Genomic DNA, 21,346 nt, shown 5'->3' on the forward strand with positions numbered 1-21,346 from the left:
CCTCGTCCAGGGATGACGTCAGCGGTGAAAGAGTGCGTACAACAGCACCAGGTTGATCAACAACGAAAGCAGCGCCAGAGTGCGCCAGACCTTCAAGGGTTCACGCTCCAGCAAGGGCTTGGGGCGGATGCTCAGTTCCTGTCGGTCCGCCTGTTCCAGCACTCGCAACCATTCTTCGGCAGTTTCGTAACGATGCGCCGGTTGGGCCGCCACTGCCCGTTCGAGGCTCAGGGGCAGCCAATCCGGCAGATCGGGGCGGTAGCGACTGGCGCTGACGGGCTGGTTGAACCGGGGCCGTTGGAAGGCTTCGATTTCACCGTAGGGGTAGTGCCCGGTCAGCAGGTAATAGAGGCTGACACCGACACTGTATAAATCCTGCTGGGCCGTAGGCCGGTCGCCACTGAACGCCTCGGGCGCGATAAAGCTTGGCGTGCCCGGCAGCGCATGGGCGCGGTCTTCCGACAGGCCTGGGCAGTACGCCAGGCCGAAATCCAGCACACGCAGTTCGCCATCATCCCCCAGCATCAGGTTTTCCGGCTTGATATCGCGGTGCAGGATCTGTCGCCGGTGCAACATGCCCACCGCCCGCAGCAAGCGCTCGGCGATCGACTGCCATTGCGCCAGGGGCAATGGTCCGTGCTGCTGGAACAGTTCGGCCAGGGTCTGGCCGGGGTATTCCCGCATCACGTAGTACAGATGCTGGCGCCCGCTGGCGGCATGGACTTCAGGAAACGCCCGGCCGGCGACTCGCCGTAGAAACCATTCTTCCGCGAGCAAGGCCTGGCCGGCATCGCCGTCATCATCGCGGCTCAGCGGCAGGGTTTTCAGCAGCCAGGGTTGCTGCTGGGCATCCCACACCCGGTACAACAATGACTGTCGGCTTTGCGCCAATACGCTTTGCACCTGCCAGCCTTCAAAGTGTTGCCCGGCTTTCAGCGGGGGTGGCAGCGGCCACTGCTGCAACTGCACCAGGGCATCGCCGAGGGTGGCTGCGCCAAGGGCGTCGACGCGGACGAGCAGGGCACTGGCATTGTCCTGGCTGCCCGCCAGGTGCGCGGCGTTCACCAGGGTGTTGACTGCCCGCTCCAGGTCGGTTTGCTCGCGCAGAATCGAACGGATGCTGTGATCGCCCAGGGTTGCCCACACACCGTCACTGAGCAGGAGGAAACATTCGCCTTCGCGCAACTGGCCGTCGAGAAAATCCACCACCAGGTGTTGATCCAGGCCGAGGGCACGCTTGAGTACATGCTGCATGCCCGGCTGCTCCCACACGTGATCCTCACTGATGCGTTGCAGTTCCCCATCCAGCCAGCGATACGCCCGGCAATCGCCGACATGCGCCAGGGTGAAGCGCTGGCCGCGAAACACCAGGGCACTCAGGGTGGTCAGCAACGGCTGACCACCGCCATTGGCCTGCAGCCAGCGATTCTGGGCCAGCAGCAAACGCTCCAGAGCCTGGGCCACGCTCCAGGTCTGCGGCGTGGCGTAGTAATCCAGGGCCAGCGCCTGCAAGGTCGAGCGGGCGGCCAGGCCGCCGTCGGCGCACTGGCTCACTCCATCGGCGATGGCGCACAAGTAGCCTTTGCTCGCCGCCAGTTCGGCCACGGGGGTCACCACCCGCAGCGCGTCCTGGTTTTCCGCCCGAGGGCCGATGGCACTGGCCTGGGCGATGCTCAGTTGCAGGCTCATCAGACCCGCGCAGCCGTCACGGCGGCCGAGCCCCAGGTGGTTCTCCAGCGACGTTTCACGCCATGCAGGCCGAACCAGGCCAATACGCCCAGGCTGGCGAACAGCCACAGCGCCATCTGATAGCTGCCGGTGCTTTGCTTGATCGCCCCCATACCCGCCGCCAGGGCGAAACCGCCAATGCCGCCGGCCATGCCGATCAGGCCGGTCATCACGCCGATCTCACGGTGGAAACGCTGCGGCACCAGTTGGAACACCGCGCCGTTACCGGCGCCCAGGCCAAGCATGGTGCAGACGAACAGGGCCAGCGCCGCATAAGAGCTTGGCAGGTTGAAACCCACTGCTGCGATGCAGATCGCCGCCACGCTGTACATGCCCAGCAACGTACGAATCCCGCCGAACCGGTCCGCCAGCGCGCCGCCCAGTGGGCGCATCAGGCTGCCGCCGAACACGCAGGCCGCGGTGTAGTAGCCGGCGGTCACCGGGCTCAGGCCGTACTGGTCGTTGAAGTAACCGGGCAGGGCACTTGCCAGGCCGATAAAGCCGCCGAAGGTCACGCTGTAGAAAAACATGAACCACCAGCTGTCACGGTCGCCCAGGGCCTTGAAGTAGTCGGCCATGGATTTGGCTTTTGGCCGTTCAGGCGCATTGCGCGCCAGCCAGGCAAACACGATCAGCGTCAGTACCAGCGGAATCAAAGCGAAGCCGAACACATTGCTCCAGCCAAAGGCGGCCGCCAACACAGGCGCCAGCAACGCGGCGAACACCGTGCCGGAGTTGCCCGCACCCGCGATCCCCATGGCTTTGCCTTGGTGTTCCGCCGGATACCACTGGGAGGCCAGTGGCAACGCAACAGCAAAGGATGCACCGGCCATGCCCAGGAACAGCCCCAGCAGCAGCGCTTGTTCGTAACTGTGGATGCCCAGCTTCCAGGCGCCGAACAGGGCACAGATCACAATCACTTGGCCAATCAGCCCGGCGGTCTTGGGCGACAGCTTGTCCGCCAGCATGCCCATCAGGAAGCGCAGTACCGCGCCCGCCAGGATCGGCGTCGCCACCACCAGGCCGCGTTGTTGGGTGGTCAGGTGCAGGTCGGCGGCAATCTGTACCGCCAGTGGCCCCAGCAGGTACCAGACCATGAAGCTCAGGTCGAAATACAGGAATGCGGCAAACAGGGTCGGGGTGTGCCCGGATTTCCAGAAGCTTGATTTCATCACGCACCTCAACGGTTGGGAGTCTTGTAAGAAGGCCAAAACGAAAAAACGCCGCCACCGGGTTTGTGAAGGCAAACCGGGTGTGCGACGTCTTTGTCGGGGAGGGGCAACCGCCGTTGGCTACCTGTGCGCAATACTTAGCAAGAGCTGAGCCAGATCAGCCGAGCAGCTCGCTCATGGCGATAATCTGCTCCGCCACCTGGATCAGCTTTTGCTGGCGGCTCATGGCCTGGCGGCGCATCAGGGTGTAGGCCTCTTCTTCGTTGCAGGCCTTCATTTTCATCAGCATGCCCTTGGCCAGCTCGATGCGCTTGCGCTCGGCCAATTGCTGGTCACGCGCCTGGAGCTGGGCGCGCAAGGCCTGGTCGCTTTCGAAGCGCGCCATGGCCACATCGAGGATCGGCTGCAGGCGCTGGGCCTGGATGCCTTCGACGATGTAGGCGCTGACGCCGGACTTGATCGCCTGGCGCATTACGTTCGGGTCATGTTCGTCGGTAAACATCACGATGGGCCGGGGTTGGTCGCGACTGACCAATACCACCTGCTCCATCACATCACGGCCCGGTGACTCGGTATCGATCAGGATCACGTCCGGGCGCACCGTTTCGACGCGTGCGGGCAGGTCGATGGTCAGGCCTGACTCATCGATGACGTCAAAGCCGGCCTCGATCAGCGCCGTCCTGAGGCGGCCGACCTTGCGCGGGGTGTCATTGATCAACAGGATTCGCAGCATGGGGGTTCTCCTGTCAGCGCAAGGCCTGGCGGTTGGAATCATCGGCCAGGGCATGCAGGCGGAAGCTGCGGGCATACTCGGTGGGGTTGGAACCGTCCCAGACTTTGCCGTCGATCAGTTGGCTGCTGCGCATGTCCTGGGCTTTCACCGGGAGCCCCAGCGCACCTGCCGCCTGGCGATACAGCGCCAGTTGCTGCACCTGGCGGGCAACGCTCAGGTAGTCGGGGTCCTCACGCAACAGGCCCCAACGCCGGAACTGGGTCATGAACCACATGCCGTCGGACAAGTAGGGCAGGTTCACCGCACCATCAGCGAAAAAACGCAGGGCGTGGGGGTCCTGCCATTGATTGCCCAGGCCATCGTCATAGGCTCCCAGCAGGCGCGGTTCGATGCAGTCGAGCGGAGCGTCGAGGTACTCGCGGCCACTGAGCAATTGCGCGGTGGAGCGGCGGTTTTCGGTGCTTTCTTCGATAAACCGGCTGGCCTCCAGGATCGCCATCACCAGCACGCGCGCGGTATTGGGGTACTGGTCGACGAACGCACGGGTGCAGCCGAGGACTTTTTCCGGGTGATCCGGCCAGATCGCCTGGCTGGTCGCCAGGGTAAACCCTTGGTTCTGCTTGACCGCGCTGGCGCACCAGGGCTCACCGACACAAAACCCGTCGATGCGTCCGGCTTGCAGGTGCGCAACCATTTGCGGCGGCGGGACCACCACGCTGTCCACATCCTGCAAAGGGTGAATACCTTGGCTCGCCAGCCAGTAATAGAGCCACATGGCGTGAGTACCTGTGGGAAAGGTCTGGGCGAAGGTCAGTTTTGTTCGGCTTTGGTGCACGTGGCGGTCCAGTGCCTCAGGAGTGACCACCCCTTGTTGCTGCAAACCGTGGGACAGGTTGATGCTCTGGCCGTTCTGGTTGAGCCCCATCAGCACGGCCATGTCGGTGGGCGCGACACCGCCGATGCCCAGGTGCACGGCATAGATCAGCCCGTACAGGCTGTGGGCGGCGTCCAGTTCGCCGCTGACCAGTTTGTCGCGCAGGTTGGCCCAGGACGATTGGCGCTTGAGGTTCAGGGTCAGGCCGTAGGGTTGAGCGAAGCCCTGGGTGGCCGCTACGACCATCGAGGCGCAGTCGCTCAGGGCCATGAAACCCAGGTCAAGGCTGCTCTTTTCCGGGGCATCACTGCCGTTGACCCAGGCCAGCGGGTCGTTCATCGGGCTGTTGCCGACCGAATCGTTCATCAACACCTACCTTTTCTTTCAAAAAAAAAGCGTCGTTCCCTCAGATGGCGATGTAAGCCAATGCGGGTAACGACGCCTTTGTCCGTAGCGCGCTCCGCCGTTGGCGCGTGCTCTGATGCAGAGTTCATAGCAAGGCACATGCCACGGGCGGTGAGGCCCGACTGGCCGTCAACTTTCCATCAAGATTGAAACCGGGCGGGCTTTCAGTATTGCCGCTTTCTCAACGCCAGACTGCCCAGGAACCCTCACGGTGCACGCCGAATCCCTTTTAACGATGCCCCGCCTCCGGTTCCACCGTTGGCTGTGGTTTGCCGGGCTGTGGCTGGTAAGTGCGCTGGCTGGGGCCGAGCTTCACCAGGTTCGGGATGAAAGCCTGTATACCGTGTTCACTGCGCTGTCGGAGCCGCTGGGGGTGCCCATCGTTGTCAGTCAGGCGGTGGCGCGCAAACGTCTCAGCACTGCGCTGGATTTCGATGCGCCGCAACAGGCGCTGGAAGCGCTTGCGCTCGAACAGGGGTTGATCTGGCACGGCGACGGGCAAGCGCTGCATATCTACGATGCCGACGAGGCAAAGAGCTCTGCGGTGACCTTGCGGCATATTACCGTCGACAAGTTGCGTGGCCTCATGCGCCGCTCGGGCCTCGATGAGTCACGCCACCCCCTGCGTGAAAGTGGAGCGCGCACTTTCTATGTGTCCGGCCCACCGAATTACGTCGACCAAGTGATGCGCCTGGCCCAATTGATGGACCGGCAAAGAGCCGACTTGCGTGTGGGCGCGCAAGCCTTTGGTGTGGTTCAAGTGCTCAACACCGATGTGGCGGACCGTCAGTACGGCACACGTGACAACCCGGTAACCGTGCCGGGGATGGCGTCGATGATCAAGACCCTGCTGGCCAGCGAGCACAAGGGGTTGCTGTCCGACAAGAGCCTTGGTGTGATCGCCTACCCGGACAGCAACAGCCTGCTGATCAAGGGCAAGCCGGCCCAGGTGAGTTTCATCCAGAAACTGGTGGCGGAACTCGACATACCCAAGCGACCGATCGAAGTGTCGCTGTGGCTGGTGGATGTGGAGCGCACTGAACTGGAGAAGCTGGGCCTGGGCAGGGACGAAGACGCCAAGACGTCGACCACGCGAATCTTTGCGCCTCGGGATGACAACCGCGTGATGGCCAGGATCGCTGCATTGGAGCGTCGTCGACGGGCGAAGGTGGTGACACTGCCCGTGATTCTCACTCAGGAGAACGTTCCGGCGGTGTTTCAGGATAGCCATACCTTTTATCTACCGCCCCCGGGAAACGACCGAATTGACTGGAAACCTGTGCGCTATGGCACTCAGGTCAGCGTACTGCCGCGTTTTTCCGAAGCTAACCAGATCGAAATGCGCCTTGAGATTGAGGAGGGGCACCAGAGGAGTGAGAAGGGTCGGCGTGAAAAAAACACGGCGGTGGCGCAGGTGGGGGTCAACAGTGTGGTGCGTGTGCCCCAGGGCAGGCGTCTGTGGCTGGGCGCGTTTCAACGAGAGGCAGAAGGGCGGGCGGCTGCTCGCCCGGATCAAGTGCGTCTGTTTGTGATTCAGGCCAGGGCCGTGGGCAGCGAGGCGCTGGGGCCGGGTGGGGGGGCAGGGCCGCCGCCTTTGACAGCAGCACAATACGAGCGCGTTCAACGTGCGTTTGTACGGCCTGAGCGCGATGTCTCACCGTGAACAAGGTGTTAGCCGATGCATCTGGAAATTCTTCTTCAGGAACAATTGATCAGCCGCCGGCGCCTGGCAGCGTTTGCGCCCGGCAAGGTGTTGCCGTTGATGCCGGAGATAATCCATTGCGTGGAGGTTCGGGTTAACGGGCAATTACTGGCCTTGGGTGAGTTGGTGCAGTTGGAAGACCGGTTGGGGGTTGAGCTGCACGAGGTTTACCACGCATGGCTACCTGATGCTGATGGGTAGAGAAACGTCTTACAGCGTGGTTCCAAAAAACGCGGGATGTCTGCGCTTTGTCCTAGCGTGAGCCCTGAGGCAGGTTTTTATAGTCGTGACAGGGGCACTTGAACCCGTAATGCAAATGAGGACTTCAATGTCAGTAGTCGGATGCCGAGGTAATCATGGCTGTCATGGATGATGGAGGGACGACGACTTCCCTGGTGTTTGCGCGTTGGACCCTGCACGACGATGGTCGCCTGACTGGTGAAGACGCGGATGTTCAGTTGCCGCCCAAGGAAGGGCTGGTGCTGCGATTGTTGCTGATGTCCGGTGGTGTGTTGATGACCAAGGATCGCTTGCTGGAGCTGGCTTGGCCGCAAGGGGAAGTCGCCGAAGAGTCGCTGACACGCTGCATTTACTCACTGCGCAAGTACCTTGCCACCGACAAGGGGTTTATCAAGACGATTTATGGTCGAGGGTACCGGTTCATCTGCCCGGTAAAGGTCGAGGGCGATGTGTCGGGCCGCATGGCAGATGTGTGCTCGGCATGCGGCCAGACCCGCCATGGAGCGGTAACCCGTGGTTAGGTTCTGGAGCAAGGGCTTGGTGTTGGGGGTGATGATGACCGGCAATCAGGCGCTGGCCTATTGCTGGGAGGAGGCGGCCAGCCGCTACGACATCGAGCCCGAACTGCTGCAGGCGATCGCTGCGGTGGAGTCGGGCTTTCGTGCGCAGGCGATAAACAGTGCGAACCGTAATGGTACTCGGGACATCGGCCTGATGCAGATCAACAGCAGCCATTTGCCGCGCCTGCTCGAGCGAGGTATTACCGAGGAGCGGTTGCTCAATGAGCCTTGCCTGTCGGTAGAGGTAGGGGCTTCGATTCTCGCCGAGTTCATCCAGCGCTTTGGCTACAACTGGACGGCGATAGGCTCCTACAACGCAGGCCCGGGTTCCGGGCCTGCGCGTCAGGCGTTGCGCATGCAGTATGCCCAGAAAATCTGGGCGTATTACGAGCAGTTGGTAGCGCACCGCCACTGACGATTGAGGTTCACGCCTCGCGCGCTACCCGTGACCCCGGCTATAATCGCCGTCACCTTTCGCCGCCATCCGAGTCTAGCCCGCCCATGTATACCCTGGCCCGCCAGCTGTTGTTCAAACTCTCCCCGGAAACCTCCCACGATCTGTCCCTGGACCTGATCGGTGCCGGTGGCCGCCTGGGGCTCAATGGCCTGGTATGCAAGTCACCGGCAAACATGCCTGTCTCGGTGATGGGGCTCGACTTCCCCAACCCGGTCGGCCTGGCGGCTGGCCTGGATAAGAACGGTGCGGCCATCGATGGGTTTGCGCAGTTGGGTTTCGGTTTCGTTGAAATCGGTACCGTGACCCCGCGCCCGCAGCCGGGTAACCCCAAGCCACGTATCTTCCGCCTGCCGGAAGCCGAGGCGATCATCAATCGCATGGGCTTCAACAACCTGGGCGTCGATCACTTGCTGTCGCGGGTTCAGGCCGCCAAATACAAGGGCATCCTGGGCATCAATATCGGCAAGAACTTCGATACGCCGGTTGAGCGCGCCGTGGACGATTACCTGATCTGCCTGGACAAGGTCTACGCCCAAGCCAGCTATGTTACGGTCAACGTCAGCTCGCCCAACACCCCGGGCCTGCGCAGCCTGCAATTCGGTGACTCCCTCAAGCAACTGCTCGAAGCCTTGCGCCAGCGCCAGGAAGACCTGGCCGTGCGCCATGGCAAGCGCGTGCCGCTGGCGATCAAGATCGCGCCGGACATGAGCGACGAGGAAACCGTGCTGGTGGCCCAGGCCCTGGTGGACTCGGGGATGGACGCAGTCATCGCGACCAACACCACCCTCAGCCGCGTAGGTGTCGAAGGCCTGGCCCATGGCGACGAAGCGGGCGGCCTGTCGGGCGCGCCGGTGCGTGACAAGAGCACCCATATCGTCAAGGTGCTGGCTGCGGAGTTGGCCGGGCGCTTGCCGATCATCGCGGTCGGCGGTATCACCGAAGGCAAGCATGCGGCCGAGAAGATTGCCGCGGGCGCAAGCCTGGTGCAGTTGTATTCCGGCTTCATCTACAAAGGCCCGGCGCTGATTCGCCAGTCGGTAGATGCCATCGCAGCATTGCCAAAAGCCTGAAAGCGACCCATTAAAAAGGGCCCCTGAAAAGGAGCCCCCTGGGCCGAAGCCCGCCGCCCGGATGGGGCGTGCATGGTAAGTCGTTACAAATCCAAAGGTGGTGTCGGAATTAATTGCCCTTGATTAGCCGACGGCGTGAAGTTCGTTGAGTCTGTGGATTCCCGCAGTGCCAGTCATACCGTCCCAGTTGTCGCCGCGTCCTTCTCGCCAGCCGTTGATCCAGGCTTGGCGTACCGACGGTAGAGTAAATGGGCAAAGCTCACGGGATTTGCCATGAACGCCATATTGATATCCGCGTAAAAATGCTCTTTCCAACGGATCACGCTTAAGTCTTCTCATAGGGTGTTTCCCTCACTTGTTGACTGTCTTGATATCCTTCGGCCTCGTCCGAGGCCGGGCAGAGTTTTTCTGCCGTTGGTGGGCTCGCTGCCGGCGTGGCGAGCCGATGTGTCGGCGTCGTTACGGCGCCAACCTGTGTTGAGTTCTAACCAATAGGTCACATGGATTCAATGATCGTTTTGTCATAAGCACGTAACGATAACGATGCTATAGCCATAAGCTGGGATGGTTTTTCGCCCCTTTTATTGGGCAAAGCCAGCTATGATGCACCCTGCATAGAGGATGGGTTTAATCCTTTAGTGAGAATGTCCGCCCGTTGCAGTCAGTTATTATTCGACGAAGGGTCGGAATATTTCTTTTTGTTACAGCCAATTGTTTATCTGCCCCGTCACTAAAGGCCCTAAGGCCCGGCAGCCGGGGTGGGACGGCACATTCGTGCCACGCGAGCACTCTTCAAGAAAAGTGCTTGATTGAAAACCGAGCCGGCGATGCGTCGCCCGTTCATTTATTGCTGAAAAGCCTGGAATGCCCCATGTCGGACCGTTTTGAACTCTTCCTCACCTGCCCCAAGGGCCTCGAAGGCCTGCTGATCGAGGAAGCCGTCGGGCTTGGCCTTGAGGAAGCCCGCGAGCACACCTCGGCCGTGCGCGGCATGGCCGACATGGAAACCGCCTACCGCCTGTGCCTCTGGTCACGCCTGGCCAACCGCGTGCTGCTGGTGCTCAAGCGCTTCCCGATGAAGGACGCCGAAGACCTCTACCACGGCGTGCTGGATATCGAGTGGGCCGACCACATGGTCCCCGACGGCACCCTGGCGGTTGAATTCAGCGGCCACGGTTCGGGCATCGACAACACCCACTTCGGCGCGCTGAAGGTCAAGGATGCGATTGTCGACAAGCTGCGCACCCCGACCGGCGAGCGCCCGTCCATCGACAAGATCAACCCGGACCTGCGCATCCACCTGCGCCTGGACCGTGGCGAAGCCATCCTGTCCCTGGACCTGTCCGGCCACAGCCTGCACCAGCGCGGTTATCGCCTGCAGCAGGGTGCGGCACCGTTGAAGGAAAACCTGGCGGCCGCGATCCTGATCCGTGCCGGCTGGCCGCGCATCGCCGCTGAAGGCGGCGCGCTGAGCGACCCGATGTGCGGCGTGGGCACCTTCCTGGTGGAAGGCGCAATGATCGCTGCTGACATGGCCCCCAACCTGAACCGCGAGCTGTGGGGGTTCACCACCTGGCTCGGTCACGTCCCGGCCCTGTGGAAGAAACTGCATGCCGAGGCCGCTGAACGCGCCGCCATCGGCATGAACAAGCCGCCACTGTGGATCCGTGGCTACGAAGCCGATCCGCGGCTGATCCAGCCTGCGCGCAACAACATTGAGCGTGCAGGCCTGAGCCACTGGATCAAGGTGTACCAGGGCGAAGTCGGCACCTTCGAGCCGCGCCCGGACCAGAACCAGAAAGGCCTGGTCATCTGCAACCCGCCGTATGGCGAGCGCCTGGGTGACGAAGCCAGCCTGTTGTACCTCTACCAGAACCTCGGCGAGCGTCTGCGCCAGGCGTGCATGGGCTGGGAAGCCGCGGTGTTCACCGGCGCGCCGGATCTGGGCAAGCGCATGGGCATCCGTAGCCACAAGCAGTATTCGTTCTGGAACGGTGCGTTGCCGTGCAAATTGCTGCTGATCAAGGTCAACCCGGATCAGTTTGTCACCGGCGAGCGTCGCACCCCGGAACAGCGCCAGGCCGAACGTGAGCAAGCTGCCTACGACCAGGCCCCGGCCGAGCCGCAAGAGCGCCAGTACAACAAGAACGGTAACCCGATCAAACCCGCTCCGGCCCCGGTGGTCGAGCAGGCGCGCCTGAGTGAAGGCGGGCAGATGTTTGCCAACCGCTTGCAAAAGAACCTCAAGCTACTGGGCAAGTGGGCCAAGCGCGAAGGTGTGGATTGCTACCGCGTGTACGATGCCGACATGCCGGAATACTCCATGGCCATCGACCTGTATCACGATTGGGTCCACGTGCAGGAATACGCCGCGCCGAAGTCCATCGACCCGGAAAAAGCTTCCGCGCGCATGTTCGATGCGCTGGCCGCGATTCCCCAGGCGCTGAACATCGACAAGAGCCGCGTGGTGGTCAAGCGCCGCGAGCGTCAAAGCGGCACCAAGCAGTACGAGCGGCAGAGCGCCCAAGGCAAGTTCACTGAGGTCAGCGAAGGCGGCGTGAAGCTGCTGGTCAACCTCACCGACTACCTGGACACCGGCCTGTTCCTCGACCACCGCCCGATGCGTCTGCGTATCCAGAAAGAAGCGGCCGGCAAGCGCTTCCTCAATCTGTATTGCTACACCGCCACCGCCAGTGTGCACGCGGCCAAGGGCGGCGCGCGCAGCACCACCAGTGTCGATCTGTCCAAAACCTACCTGGACTGGGCACGTCGCAACTTGTCCCTCAACGGCTTCTCCGACAAGAACCGCCTGGAGCAGGGTGACGTGATGGCCTGGCTGGAGGCGAGCCGCGATGAGTTCGACCTGATCTTCATTGATCCGCCGACCTTCTCCAACTCCAAGCGCATGGAAGGTATCTTCGACGTGCAGCGCGACCACGTGCAGTTGCTCGACCTGGCCATGGCGCGCCTGGCGCCGGGCGGCGTGTTGTACTTCTCGAACAACTTCCGCAAGTTCGCACTGGAGGACAACCTCAGCGAGCGCTATGCGGTCGAGGAAATCAGCGACAAGACCATCGACCCCGACTTCGCACGCAATGCGAAGATCCACCGGGCATGGAAAATCACCGCGCGCTGATCCCTGCTGTTAAAAGAGCCGCAAGCCTGGATTATTCCGGGTTTGCGGCTTTTTTACGCTGGTCAAACTCAAGGTCGATGGCTATAACTTAAGGCCAAGCCAAGTGACACCCCCCGCACGCTGGCGTTGTGAGTGTTACCTATGCCGTTGCAAGCCGTTCGCCCGAAAATCCTAGGCTTTATCAGTGAACAGGCGTCGGCTTGGCTGGTGGCATTGGTGGTATTGCTGGCCGGGTTTGCCTTGACGGCTGTTGTTGCCTGGGCCGCCGCCGACCTCTATCAGCAGCAAGTGCGCCAACGCTTTCAGATGCTGGTCAACGAGCGCTACACCCGCCTGCAGGAACGCTTCGATGATCAGGAGCAACGCCTGAACAGCCTGCGGCGTTTCTTCGTCAATTCCGATGACGTGTCCCGCGAAGAATTCGACGGTTTTGCCCAGCCCTTACTACTGCGGGCGCGCGCTTACTCCTGGGCGCCCCGTGTGTATCGCGAACAGCGCAGTCAGTTCGAGCAAGCGGCGTCCGAGCAGCGCGGCACACCTTTTGTTATCCGTGAGTTGAATTCACTGGGTGAGTTGGCCCCTGCGCCCGAGCGCGATGAATACGTGCCGGTCTTGTACAGCCAGACCCAAAGCCTGCTGGGCGCACCCCTCGGTTTTGACTTGCTGGCCCAGCCCCTGCGGCGTTCGGCCCTTGAGCGTGCGCAAAAGACCGGCAAGCTGGCGGTGTCCCAGCCCATGCAACTGGTGGGCGTGGAACCGGCCTATGCCACCGGGGTTCTATTGGTCGCGCCGGTGAGTCATGTGCCCACCTCCGACCAATCCCAGAATGAGCCCTACGGCTATGTCATGGCGGTGATCAGCATGCGCCAGTTGGTGGCCGACGGTTTGCCCAAGCCGGATCGCGACAACCTGGTGATGCAGATCATCGACACCTCCGACGTGCAACAGCGCGTACTGTTCGAGTCCGGCAATGCCGTGGCCGGCGGTGATCTTGTCGGAGCGCGCCGCCTCACGCTGGGCGACCATGTGTATGCCCTGAAACTGCGCCCGAGCCAAGTGTTCGACCAGGCCAACCACTCCTCGTTGAGCACGATCCTGACCATGGGCGGCCTGCTCAGCCTGTTGCTCAGCGCGCTGCTCTATGTGCTGGTCAGCCAACGCCAGCGCGCGTTGAAACTGGTGGAGCAGCGCACGGCGCAGTTGCGCCTGCGCGAGCAGGAGTTACGCGGCGCCCATGGCCAATTGCGCAGTGTGCTGAATGCCGCAACGCAGGTCGCGATCATTGCCACCGACCTGCGCGGTGTCATCAATACCTTCAATGCCGGTGCCGAGCAGATGCTGGGGTTCAAGGCCGAGCAGGTGATGGGCACGCACACCCTGGAAAGCCTGCACCTGGCGTCGGAACTCGAAGCGCGCTCCGCCAGCCTCAGTGTGGCCCTGGGCAAACGCATCCCGGCAAGCCAGGCGATGCTGGTGGAAAGCCCCGACAACCTGCACGAAGCCCGCGAGTGGACCCTGGTACGTGAGGATGGCAGCCAACTGACGGTGAACATGTTGGCCACCGTGTTGCTGGACGACCATGGTTTGTGGATCGGTCACCTGGCGATTTACCTCGACATTACCGAACAAAAGCGCGCCTACGAGGCATTGGCGGCCCGGGATCGGCTGCTCAAGAAACTCAGCGCCCATGTGCCCGGCGGCATCTTCCAGTTCACGTTGGAACCCCACGACAACTGGAAATTTATCTACGCCAGCGACGGCATGCGCGACATCTATGAAATCGAGCCCAGCATATTGCAGCAGGATGCCAAGCAGGTCTTCGAGCGCATCCACCCGCTGGATGCGGAGCGGGTACGCGCTTCGATCCGCTTGTCGGCGTTGCAGTTGAGTCATTGGCGTGAGGAGTATCGGGTGCTGTTGCCGCACCGCGGCCTGCGCTGGATTCGTGGCGAAGCCACTCCGGAAGAGTTACCCGCAGGCGGCACGTTGTGGCACGGCTACGTGTCGGACATTTCCGATCTGAAACGGGTGGAAGAAGAGCTGCGTGCGCTCTCCATCACCGACTCCCTGACCGGGATCCATAACCGCCGCTATTTCCAGGATCGCCTCAAGGCCGAGATGGTCAGGCTCAACCGCACCTCGGGGGCTTTGTCGGTGATCATGCTGGATATCGATCACTTCAAGCGCATCAACGACCAGCATGGGCACGCCGTCGGCGATGGGGTATTGCAGGAGTTGTGCAAACGCATCAGCCAGCGCCTGCGCCGTACCGATGTGTTCTGCCGCCTGGGCGGCGAGGAATTCATGGTGTTGTGCCCGCACACCGATGGCGCTCAGGCCTACAGCCTGGCGATGGAGTTGTGGGCGTCGCTGCGCAGTGCGCCGATGGAACCGGTAGGCATCGTCACCGCCAGCTTCGGCGTGGCCAGTTGGCGGGTGGATGAAGGTATCGACGGGCTGCTGCTGCGCGCCGACTCGGCCGTGTATGTGGCCAAGCAGGCGGGCAGGGATCGGGTGGAGACGGAGCGCCTGCGCGCTTGATGCTTTTCTGTAGGAGCGAGATTGCTCGCGAAGATCGTCAATCCCATCGCGTCTATCCAGGATAAACGCGGTGTTCTTGAGTTTTTCGCGAGCAAGCTCGCTCCTACAGGACCGGTGCTGCCGCGGCGACCTTCGGCTGGCGGTATAAATCCAGCAGCACTTGATCTAACACCGACGAAGCACCCCATGGCTTTGGATCATTGAGGATCGCCACCACGGCCCAGGTGTTGCCGTTGTTGTCGCGGCTGAACCCGGCGATGGCTCTCACGGTGTTCAGGGTGCCGGTCTTGACGTGGGCTTCGCCGCGCATGGCGGTGGTCTTCAGGCGTTTGCGCATAGTGCCGTCGGTGCCGGCGATGGGCATCGAGCTGATGTATTCCGCCGCGTAAGGGCTTTTCCACGCGGCTTGCAGCATGGCCGCCATCTCGCGGGCGCTGACCCGTTCGGCACGGGACAGGCCGGAGCCGTTCTCCATCACCAGGTGCGGTGCGGTGATGCCTTTCTTCGCCAGCCACTGGCGCACCACGCGTTGTGCAGCCTTGGCATCGTCGCCATCGGCATCATTGCGGAACTGCGCACCCAGGCTCAGGAACAACTGCTGGGCCATGGTGTTGTTACTGTATTTGTTGATGTCGCGGATGATTTCCGCCAGGTCCGGCGAAAATGCCCGGGCCAGTACCTTGGCATCCTTGGGCACCGGCGCCTGGATGTCACGGCCCTGGATGGTGCCCCCCAGTTCCTTCCAGATCGCGCGGACGGCGCCGGCGGTATAGGTGGCGTGGTCCAGCAGCGACAGATAGGTCTGCGAGCTGCAGCCGTCGGCCAACTGGCCGCTGACCGTTACCGTCACGCTGCCGTCGGCGGCGGTGACCGGGTTGTAGCGTACGTCGCCGGTGCACTGCTTGGCGTTGGAGACCTTGACCTGGTTGTCGATGCGGATGCTGGCAATCGGCGGCTCGACCGACACCAGTACCCGGCCTGAATCATTGCGGGTCACGAAGCGCAAGGCCTTGAGGTTGACCAGCAGCGCGTCCGGCTTGACCAGGAATGGTTTGTTTTCGTCGTTGCCGTCGTCATTGAATTCGGGCAACTGCGGCTGATTGAAGAAACTGCGGTCCAGCACCAGGTCGCCAGTGACTTGCTGTACGCCGTTGGCGCGCAGGTCGCGCATCAACAGCCAGAGTTTTTCCATGTTCAGCTTGGGATCGCCGCCGCCCTTGAGGTACAGGTTGCCGTGCAACACGCCACCGCTGAGGGTGCCATCGGTGTAGAACTCGGTTTTCCACTGGTGGTTGGGGCCGAGCATTTCCAGGGCCGCGTAAGTGGTGACCAGCTTCATGGTGGAGGCCGGGTTCACCGACACGTCGGCGTTGAACACAGTGGGCGTGCCCGGGCCGTTCAGGGGGATCATCACCAACGACAGCGCAGTGTTTTGCAGTTTGGCTTTGGCCAGCGCCTGTTGAACATTGGGTGGCAGGGTGTTGTTGACGGGGGCAGCGGAGACGGAAAAGGCCAGTGGCAGAATAAAACCGGCAAACAAGACGGAACGCAACGATTTGATCATAAGAAGTAAAACCCTACTGCTGAGGAGGGTGAAAAAGGCGAGGGGTAAATAAGAAAAATCCCTCAATGGTCATGAAAGTGTCGGCATTATGCCCCAAGGTTAAGCCACTTGTAGCTGAACCATAGCGGGTATTCGGCGTTTTTTTCACAGGCGTTGTGCCGCCTATCCCAGAGAATCGGGCAATCGCCGCCTTAAACTGCTAAAGTGCCGCCCGTTATTACTTATGAGGATTGTTCCAATGGCGACTAACCGTTCCCAGCGTCTGCGCAAAAAACTGTGCGTTGATGAATTTCAAGAGCTGGGTTTCGAACTGAACCTGGACTTCAACGAAGGCCTGAGTGAAGAAGCTATCGACGCTTTCCTCGAAGCATTCATCAAAGAAGCCATGGAAGCCAATGGCCTGGGCTACGTCGGCGGCGATGACTACGGTCTGGTTTGCCTGCAGAAGCGCGGCTCGGTCTCCGAAGAGCAACGTGCGGCCGTTGAAGCCTGGCTGAAAAACCGTTCCGAGCTGACCAAGGCTGAAGTCAGCCCGCTGCTGGACGTGTGGTATCCGGAAAAGCCGATCAACGCGGCTAAGTGATACTGAAAAAAAACGGCGACCTGAAGGTCGCCGTTTTTTTATGCCTTACGCCAGTTCAGGATCAGCAGCGTCAACACCCCCGCCACAATCCCCCAGAATGCCGAGCCGATGGAAAACAGCGTCAAGCCAGACGCCGTGACCATGAAGGTGATCAGCGCCGCTTCACGTTCCTTCGGCTCATTCATGGCGATGCTCAGGCCATTGATGATCGAGCCAAACAACGCCAGGGCCGCAATCGACAGCACCAGTTCCTTGGGCAAGGCTGCGAACAATGCTGCCAAGGTCGCGCCAAATACCCCGGCAATCCCGTAGAACACCCCGCACCACACGGCAGCGGTATAACGCTTGTTGCGGTCTTCATGGGCGTGAGGCCCGGTGCAGATCGCTGCGCTGATGGCGGCCAGGTTGATGCCGTGGGAGCCGAACGGAGACAGCACCAGGGACGCCAGCCCCGTGGCGGTGATCAGCGGCGAGGCCGGCACGTTGTAGCCGTCGGCCCGCAGCACGGCGATGCCGGGCATGTTCTGCGAGGTCATCGCTACCACGAACAACGGGATGCCGATGCTGATGGTCGCCGCCAGCGAGAAGTGCGGCGTGGTCCACACGGGGGTTGCTACTTCCAGGTGGAAACCGCTGAAGTCCAGCAGCCCCATCAACCCCGACAGCGCGGTGCCGATCAGCAGCGCGGCCAGCACCGCATAACGTGGCGACAGGCGCTTGATCACCAGGTAGGTAAAGAACATCCCCAGCACCAGCCCGGTGCGATGCTGCGCGGCGACGAAGATCTCGCTGCCGATCTTGAACAGGATGCCCGCCAGCAGGGCCGCCGCCAATGACGCCGGGATACGCTTGACCAGTTTTTCAAAGCTGCCGGTCAAGCCGCAAATCGTCACCAGCACCGCGCAGGTGATATACGCGCCGATGGCCTCGCCGTAACTCACACCGCCCAGGCTGGTGATCAGCAGCGCGGCACCGGGTGTCGACCAGGCAATCGTGATGGGGGTGCGATAGCGCAGGGACAGGCCGATGCTGCACACCGCCATGCCGATGGAAATCGCCCAGATCCATGAAGAAATCTGCGCCGTGGTCAAACCGGCGGCTTGCCCGGCCTGGAACATCAGGACCAGGGAGCTGGTGTAGCCGGTCATCATGGCGATGAAGCCGGCGACGACGGCCGAGGGTGAAGTGTCGGCCAGCGGGCGCAGAGGCGCTTGGGCGGCATCGGTCATGAACAGGTGTTCCTTTTACCAGGGAAGTTGCGGATTCAAGCCTAAACTCAAACGCAGCGACTCATTGCAATACAGCCGACGCCGCAAACAGCCGTACAGTGTGTTGGCGCAGTGGGTTGTGTACAATGTGCCCTGTTTTTAGGTGATACTTGCCAGCGACACGCTGTTGCCGTATTACCGTTAATTCGCCGCCGTTCTCCAAACCCGAGTGCCCATGAACGAACAGTTGCAACCTCTCAAGAAACAACCGCGTGCCGGCAAGGCCGGTCGCAGCGGAACCCAGGACGATATCGTCTACGCGCATATCTTCGAGGCGATCCTCGAACAACGCCTGGCACCCGGTACCAAGTTGAGCGAAGAGGCACTGGGCGAAATCTTCGGCGTCAGCCGCACCATCATTCGCCGCGCGCTGTCGCGCCTGGCCCATGAAGGCGTGGTGCTGCTGCGGCCCAATCGCGGTGCGGTAGTGGCCAGCCCAAGCGTCGAGGAGGCACGCCAGGTGTTCCTGGCGCGGCGTCTGGTGGAGCGGGCGATCACTGAGTTGGCGGTGCAACACGCCACGGCTGAGCAACTGGCCGAACTGCGCCAGATGGTCAACGACGAACGCGACAGCTTTTCCCGTGGTGACCGCGGTGCCGGTATCCGCCTCTCCGGCGAGTTCCACCTCAAGCTGGCTGAAGCGGCGAAGAACGCGCCGCTGATCAGCTTCCAGCGCAGCTTGGTGTCCCAGACCTCATTGATCATCGCCCAGTACGAAAGCGGCAACCGTTCGCACTGTTCCTACGACGAGCACACCCAGTTGATCGATGCGATCGAAGCACGGGATGCGGCGTTGGCAGTGAATTTGATGATGCATCACATGGATCACATCGACAGCAAGCTCAACCTCGATGAAGAGAGCGCGTCGGATGACCTGCATGCGGTGTTTTCGCATTTGTTGCAGACCAAGAAGCCGGGGCGCTCGTCCATAAAGTTGTAAATACGACCAACAATGTGGGAGGGGGCTTGCCCCCGATAGCGGTGCATCAGTCAATTAATCCAGAGACTGACACTCTGCTATCGGGGGCAAGCCCCCTCCCACATTTGTTTTGGGGTGTTTATGGAATTAGCGCTGGTGCACCAATTGCCCGGCCGCATACGTCTGCAACACCGTGCGATCATCCCCCAGTGTCATCAGCACAAACAACGTCTCGGCAATGTTCTTCGCCTGCTTCAGGCGATAGCTCAGTAATGGCGTGGCGTTGTAGTCCAGCACCAGGAAATCCGCATCGGTGCCCGGTTGCAGCGTGCCGATCTTGTCTTCCAGCCGCAGCGCCCGCGCACCGCCCAGGGTCGCCAGGTACAGCGACTTGAACGGGCTTAACCGTGCGCCCTGCAACTGCATGACTTTGTAGGCTTCGTTCAGGGTTTGCAGCAGGGAGAAACTGGTGCCGCCCCCCACATCGGTGCCCAGGCCCACATTCAATTTGTGCTTTTCGGCCATCGGCAGGTTGAACAAACCGCTGCCGAGGAAGAAGTTCGAGGTCGGGCAAAATGCGACCGCCGAACCCGTCTGCGCCAACCGTGCACACTCGTCATCACACAAATGCACGCCATGGGCAAACACCGAACGCTCGCCCAGCAACTTGTAGTGGTCGTAGACATCCAGATAGCCACTGCGCTCCGGGAACAGCTCCTTCACCCACTCGACTTCCTGCTTGTTCTCGCTGATGTGGGTCTGCATGTACAGGTCCGGGTATTCCCCCAGCAGTTGCCCGGCCAGTGCCAGTTGCTCAGGTGTGCTGGTCGGCGCGAAGCGCGGCGTGACCGCATAGTGCAGGCGGCCCTTACCGTGCCAGCGTTCGATCAGCGCCTTGCTTTCCTGGTAGCCGGATTCAGCGGTGTCGGTCAGGTAGTCCGGCGCGTTGCGGTCCATCATCACCTTGCCGGCGATCATGCGCAGGTCGAGTTTTTCTGCTGCTTCAAAGAATGAATTCACTGACTGCGGGTGCACGCTGCCGAACACCAGCGCGGTGGTGGTGCCGTTGCGCAGCAGTTCCTTGATGAAAATATCCGCGACTTCCTCGGCGTGGGCCTTGTCGGCGAACTGGCTCTCGCACGGGAAGGTGTAGGTGTTGAGCCAGTCGAGCAACTGCTCGCCATAGGCGCCGACCATGCCGGTCTGCGGCAGGTGGATGTGAGTGTCGATCAGGCCCGGGGTGATCAACGCGTCCTGGTAATGGGTGATGTCGATGTCGGCGGGCAAGGTCGGCAGCAAATCGCTGGCACGGCCGATGGCGCTGATTTGACCGTTTTCGATCACCAGCAGGCCGTCTTCGAAGTACTCGTAGGAGGCTTCGATGCCCACTTCAGCGGGGTCGGCGAGGCTGTGCAGCAGGGCGGCACGGTAGGCTTTGCGAGTCAAAGGCATGGTGATCTCATTTCAAATGGCTTGGCTGCGACGTGAAGCCGGCAGCAGTTTGGCAATGGGTTCGGCGCTGGCGGTGTGCTGGCCGAAATTGGCGTTGTAGGTGGCGATGATTTCGCCGGCGATGGAGATGGCGATTTCCACCGGTAACTTGCCCTTCACCTCGGTGAGGCCCATGGGGCAGCGCATGCGTTGCAGCTGCGCGGCGTCGAAGCCGCGATCGCGCAGGCGGTGTTCGAACTTGACGCGCTTGGTCTTCGAACCGATCAGGCCGAAGTAGGCGAAGTCATTGCGCTTGAGCAGGGCGGCGGTCAGTTCCAGGTCCAGCGCATGATTGTGGGTCATGACGATGCAGTAACTGCCCGCCGACAGGTCGGCAATTTCGTCGACCGGCTCTTCGCTGACGATTTTACGCACGCCCTGGGGGATATGTGCTGGAAACTCCTGATCACGGGAATCGATCCAGCGCACCCGGCACGGCAGGCTGGCCAGCAACGGGACCAACGCACGGCCAACGTGGCCGGCGCCAAACACCGCAATTTGCGCCTGCACCTGGCCCATGGGTTCGAACAGCAACACCGTCACGCCACCGCAGCACTGGCCCAGGCTCGCGCCGAGGCTGAAGCGCTCCAGATGGGTGTTCTGCTGGCCGCGCACAAGCATGTCGCGGGCGATCTGCATCGCCTTGTATTCCAGGTGCCCGCCACCGATGGTGTCGAAGGTCTGCGTGGCACTGATCACCATCTTCGAACCGGCGTTGCGCGGCGTGGAGCCGAGCTCTTCGATGATGGTCACCAGCACGCAGGGTTCGCCTTGGTTCTGCAGGTCGGCGAGGGCGCTGATCCAGTTGTTCATAGTCACCTCTTGTGGTGTCTGTCAGGCCGCTATCGGGGGCAAGCCCCCTCCCACATTTGAAGGTATTCACAGATCAAAGTGTGGGAGGGG

18 protein-coding genes are annotated in these 21,346 nt (G+C 61.5%); 9 read left to right on the forward strand and 9 right to left on the reverse strand.

The features are described 5' to 3' along the window. Positions 1 to 18: 18 nt before the first annotated feature. The 4 genes from NL123_RS07905 to NL123_RS07920 form a co-directional block, all read right to left on the reverse strand. Positions 19 to 1,689, reverse strand: a complete 1,671-nt coding sequence (locus NL123_RS07905) for a bifunctional protein-serine/threonine kinase/phosphatase (protein ID WP_494357536.1) — start codon at positions 1,687 to 1,689, stop codon at positions 19 to 21. Then, the gene (locus tag NL123_RS07910) at positions 1,689 to 2,900 is read right to left on the reverse strand and encodes a nitrate/nitrite transporter (protein ID WP_494357537.1); all 1,212 of its coding nucleotides are present in this window, start codon (positions 2,898 to 2,900) and stop codon (positions 1,689 to 1,691) included. Before NL123_RS07910 ends, NL123_RS07905 begins: the two co-directional genes overlap by 1 nt. A 157-nt stretch (positions 2,901 to 3,057) precedes the next feature. Continuing rightward, on the reverse strand, positions 3,058 to 3,633 hold the full coding sequence (locus NL123_RS07915) for an ANTAR domain-containing response regulator (RefSeq protein WP_248483660.1): 576 nt from the start codon (positions 3,631 to 3,633) through the stop codon (positions 3,058 to 3,060). 13 nt (positions 3,634 to 3,646) lie between these two features. Further along, positions 3,647 to 4,873 (reverse strand): CmpA/NrtA family ABC transporter substrate-binding protein, encoded by a 1,227-nt coding sequence (locus NL123_RS07920; RefSeq protein WP_494357538.1) that lies wholly within the window; start codon positions 4,871 to 4,873, stop codon positions 3,647 to 3,649. A 274-nt stretch (positions 4,874 to 5,147) separates the two neighbouring features. Between NL123_RS07920 and sctC the strand changes: the two genes are divergently transcribed. From sctC to NL123_RS07945, 5 genes are all read left to right on the forward strand, one after another. Beyond that, entirely contained in the window at positions 5,148 to 6,575 is a 1,428-nt protein-coding gene (sctC, locus tag NL123_RS07925) for a type III secretion system outer membrane ring subunit SctC (RefSeq protein WP_248483656.1), read from the forward strand. A gap of 15 nt (positions 6,576 to 6,590) precedes the next feature. After that, positions 6,591 to 6,815, forward strand: coding sequence for a FliM/FliN family flagellar motor switch protein (locus NL123_RS07930; RefSeq protein ID WP_248483654.1), 225 nt, complete (start codon positions 6,591 to 6,593; stop codon positions 6,813 to 6,815). Between the two features lie 155 nt (positions 6,816 to 6,970). Beyond that, positions 6,971 to 7,375, forward strand: coding sequence for a winged helix-turn-helix domain-containing protein (locus NL123_RS07935; protein WP_248483652.1), 405 nt, complete (start codon positions 6,971 to 6,973; stop codon positions 7,373 to 7,375). Then, positions 7,368 to 7,829, forward strand: a complete 462-nt coding sequence (locus NL123_RS07940) for a transglycosylase SLT domain-containing protein (RefSeq protein WP_248483650.1) — start codon at positions 7,368 to 7,370, stop codon at positions 7,827 to 7,829. Before NL123_RS07935 ends, NL123_RS07940 begins: the two co-directional genes overlap by 8 nt. Before the next feature lie 86 nt (positions 7,830 to 7,915). After that, the gene (locus tag NL123_RS07945; protein ID WP_248483648.1) at positions 7,916 to 8,941 is read left to right on the forward strand and encodes a quinone-dependent dihydroorotate dehydrogenase; all 1,026 of its coding nucleotides are present in this window, start codon (positions 7,916 to 7,918) and stop codon (positions 8,939 to 8,941) included. 123 nt (positions 8,942 to 9,064) lie between these two features. Here NL123_RS07945 and rmf read toward each other — a convergent pair whose 3' ends face one another. After that, entirely contained in the window at positions 9,065 to 9,280 is a 216-nt protein-coding gene (rmf, locus tag NL123_RS07950; protein WP_002553055.1) for a ribosome modulation factor, read from the reverse strand. A gap of 532 nt (positions 9,281 to 9,812) precedes the next feature. Between rmf and rlmKL the strand changes: the two genes are divergently transcribed. Continuing rightward, on the forward strand, positions 9,813 to 12,077 hold the full coding sequence (gene rlmKL, locus NL123_RS07955) for a bifunctional 23S rRNA (guanine(2069)-N(7))-methyltransferase RlmK/23S rRNA (guanine(2445)-N(2))-methyltransferase RlmL (RefSeq protein ID WP_248483646.1): 2,265 nt from the start codon (positions 9,813 to 9,815) through the stop codon (positions 12,075 to 12,077). Between the two features lie 141 nt (positions 12,078 to 12,218). Continuing rightward, entirely contained in the window at positions 12,219 to 14,618 is a 2,400-nt protein-coding gene (locus NL123_RS07960; RefSeq protein WP_248483644.1) for a sensor domain-containing diguanylate cyclase, read from the forward strand. Positions 14,619 to 14,721: 103 nt separating this feature from the next. Here NL123_RS07960 and dacB read toward each other — a convergent pair whose 3' ends face one another. Then, positions 14,722 to 16,182, reverse strand: a complete 1,461-nt coding sequence (gene dacB / locus NL123_RS07965) for a D-alanyl-D-alanine carboxypeptidase/D-alanyl-D-alanine endopeptidase (protein WP_248483642.1) — start codon at positions 16,180 to 16,182, stop codon at positions 14,722 to 14,724. Positions 16,183 to 16,420: 238 nt separating this feature from the next. Between dacB and NL123_RS07970 the strand changes: the two genes are divergently transcribed. Continuing rightward, positions 16,421 to 16,765: a YggL family protein gene (locus NL123_RS07970; RefSeq protein WP_248483640.1), complete on the forward strand. Its 345-nt coding sequence runs from the start codon at positions 16,421 to 16,423 to the stop codon at positions 16,763 to 16,765. 38 nt (positions 16,766 to 16,803) lie between these two features. Here NL123_RS07970 and NL123_RS07975 read toward each other — a convergent pair whose 3' ends face one another. Continuing rightward, positions 16,804 to 17,994: a benzoate/H(+) symporter BenE family transporter gene (locus NL123_RS07975; protein ID WP_058427362.1), complete on the reverse strand. Its 1,191-nt coding sequence runs from the start codon at positions 17,992 to 17,994 to the stop codon at positions 16,804 to 16,806. Between the two features lie 214 nt (positions 17,995 to 18,208). Between NL123_RS07975 and NL123_RS07980 the strand changes: the two genes are divergently transcribed. Next, entirely contained in the window at positions 18,209 to 18,973 is a 765-nt protein-coding gene (locus tag NL123_RS07980) for a GntR family transcriptional regulator (protein ID WP_015885332.1), read from the forward strand. Between the two features lie 126 nt (positions 18,974 to 19,099). Here the strand turns inward: NL123_RS07980 and guaD are convergent, their stop codons facing one another. Continuing rightward, positions 19,100 to 20,404 (reverse strand): guanine deaminase, encoded by a 1,305-nt coding sequence (guaD, locus tag NL123_RS07985; RefSeq protein WP_494357539.1) that lies wholly within the window; start codon positions 20,402 to 20,404, stop codon positions 19,100 to 19,102. A gap of 12 nt (positions 20,405 to 20,416) precedes the next feature. Further along, positions 20,417 to 21,256 carry a xanthine dehydrogenase accessory protein XdhC gene (gene xdhC / locus NL123_RS07990; RefSeq protein ID WP_494357540.1) on the reverse strand — a complete coding sequence of 280 codons (840 nt, stop codon included), beginning with the start codon at positions 21,254 to 21,256 and terminating at the stop codon, positions 20,417 to 20,419. Between the last annotated feature and the right edge of the window lie 90 nt (positions 21,257 to 21,346).

Source organism: Pseudomonas sp. FBCC-B1565, assembly GCF_059133265.1.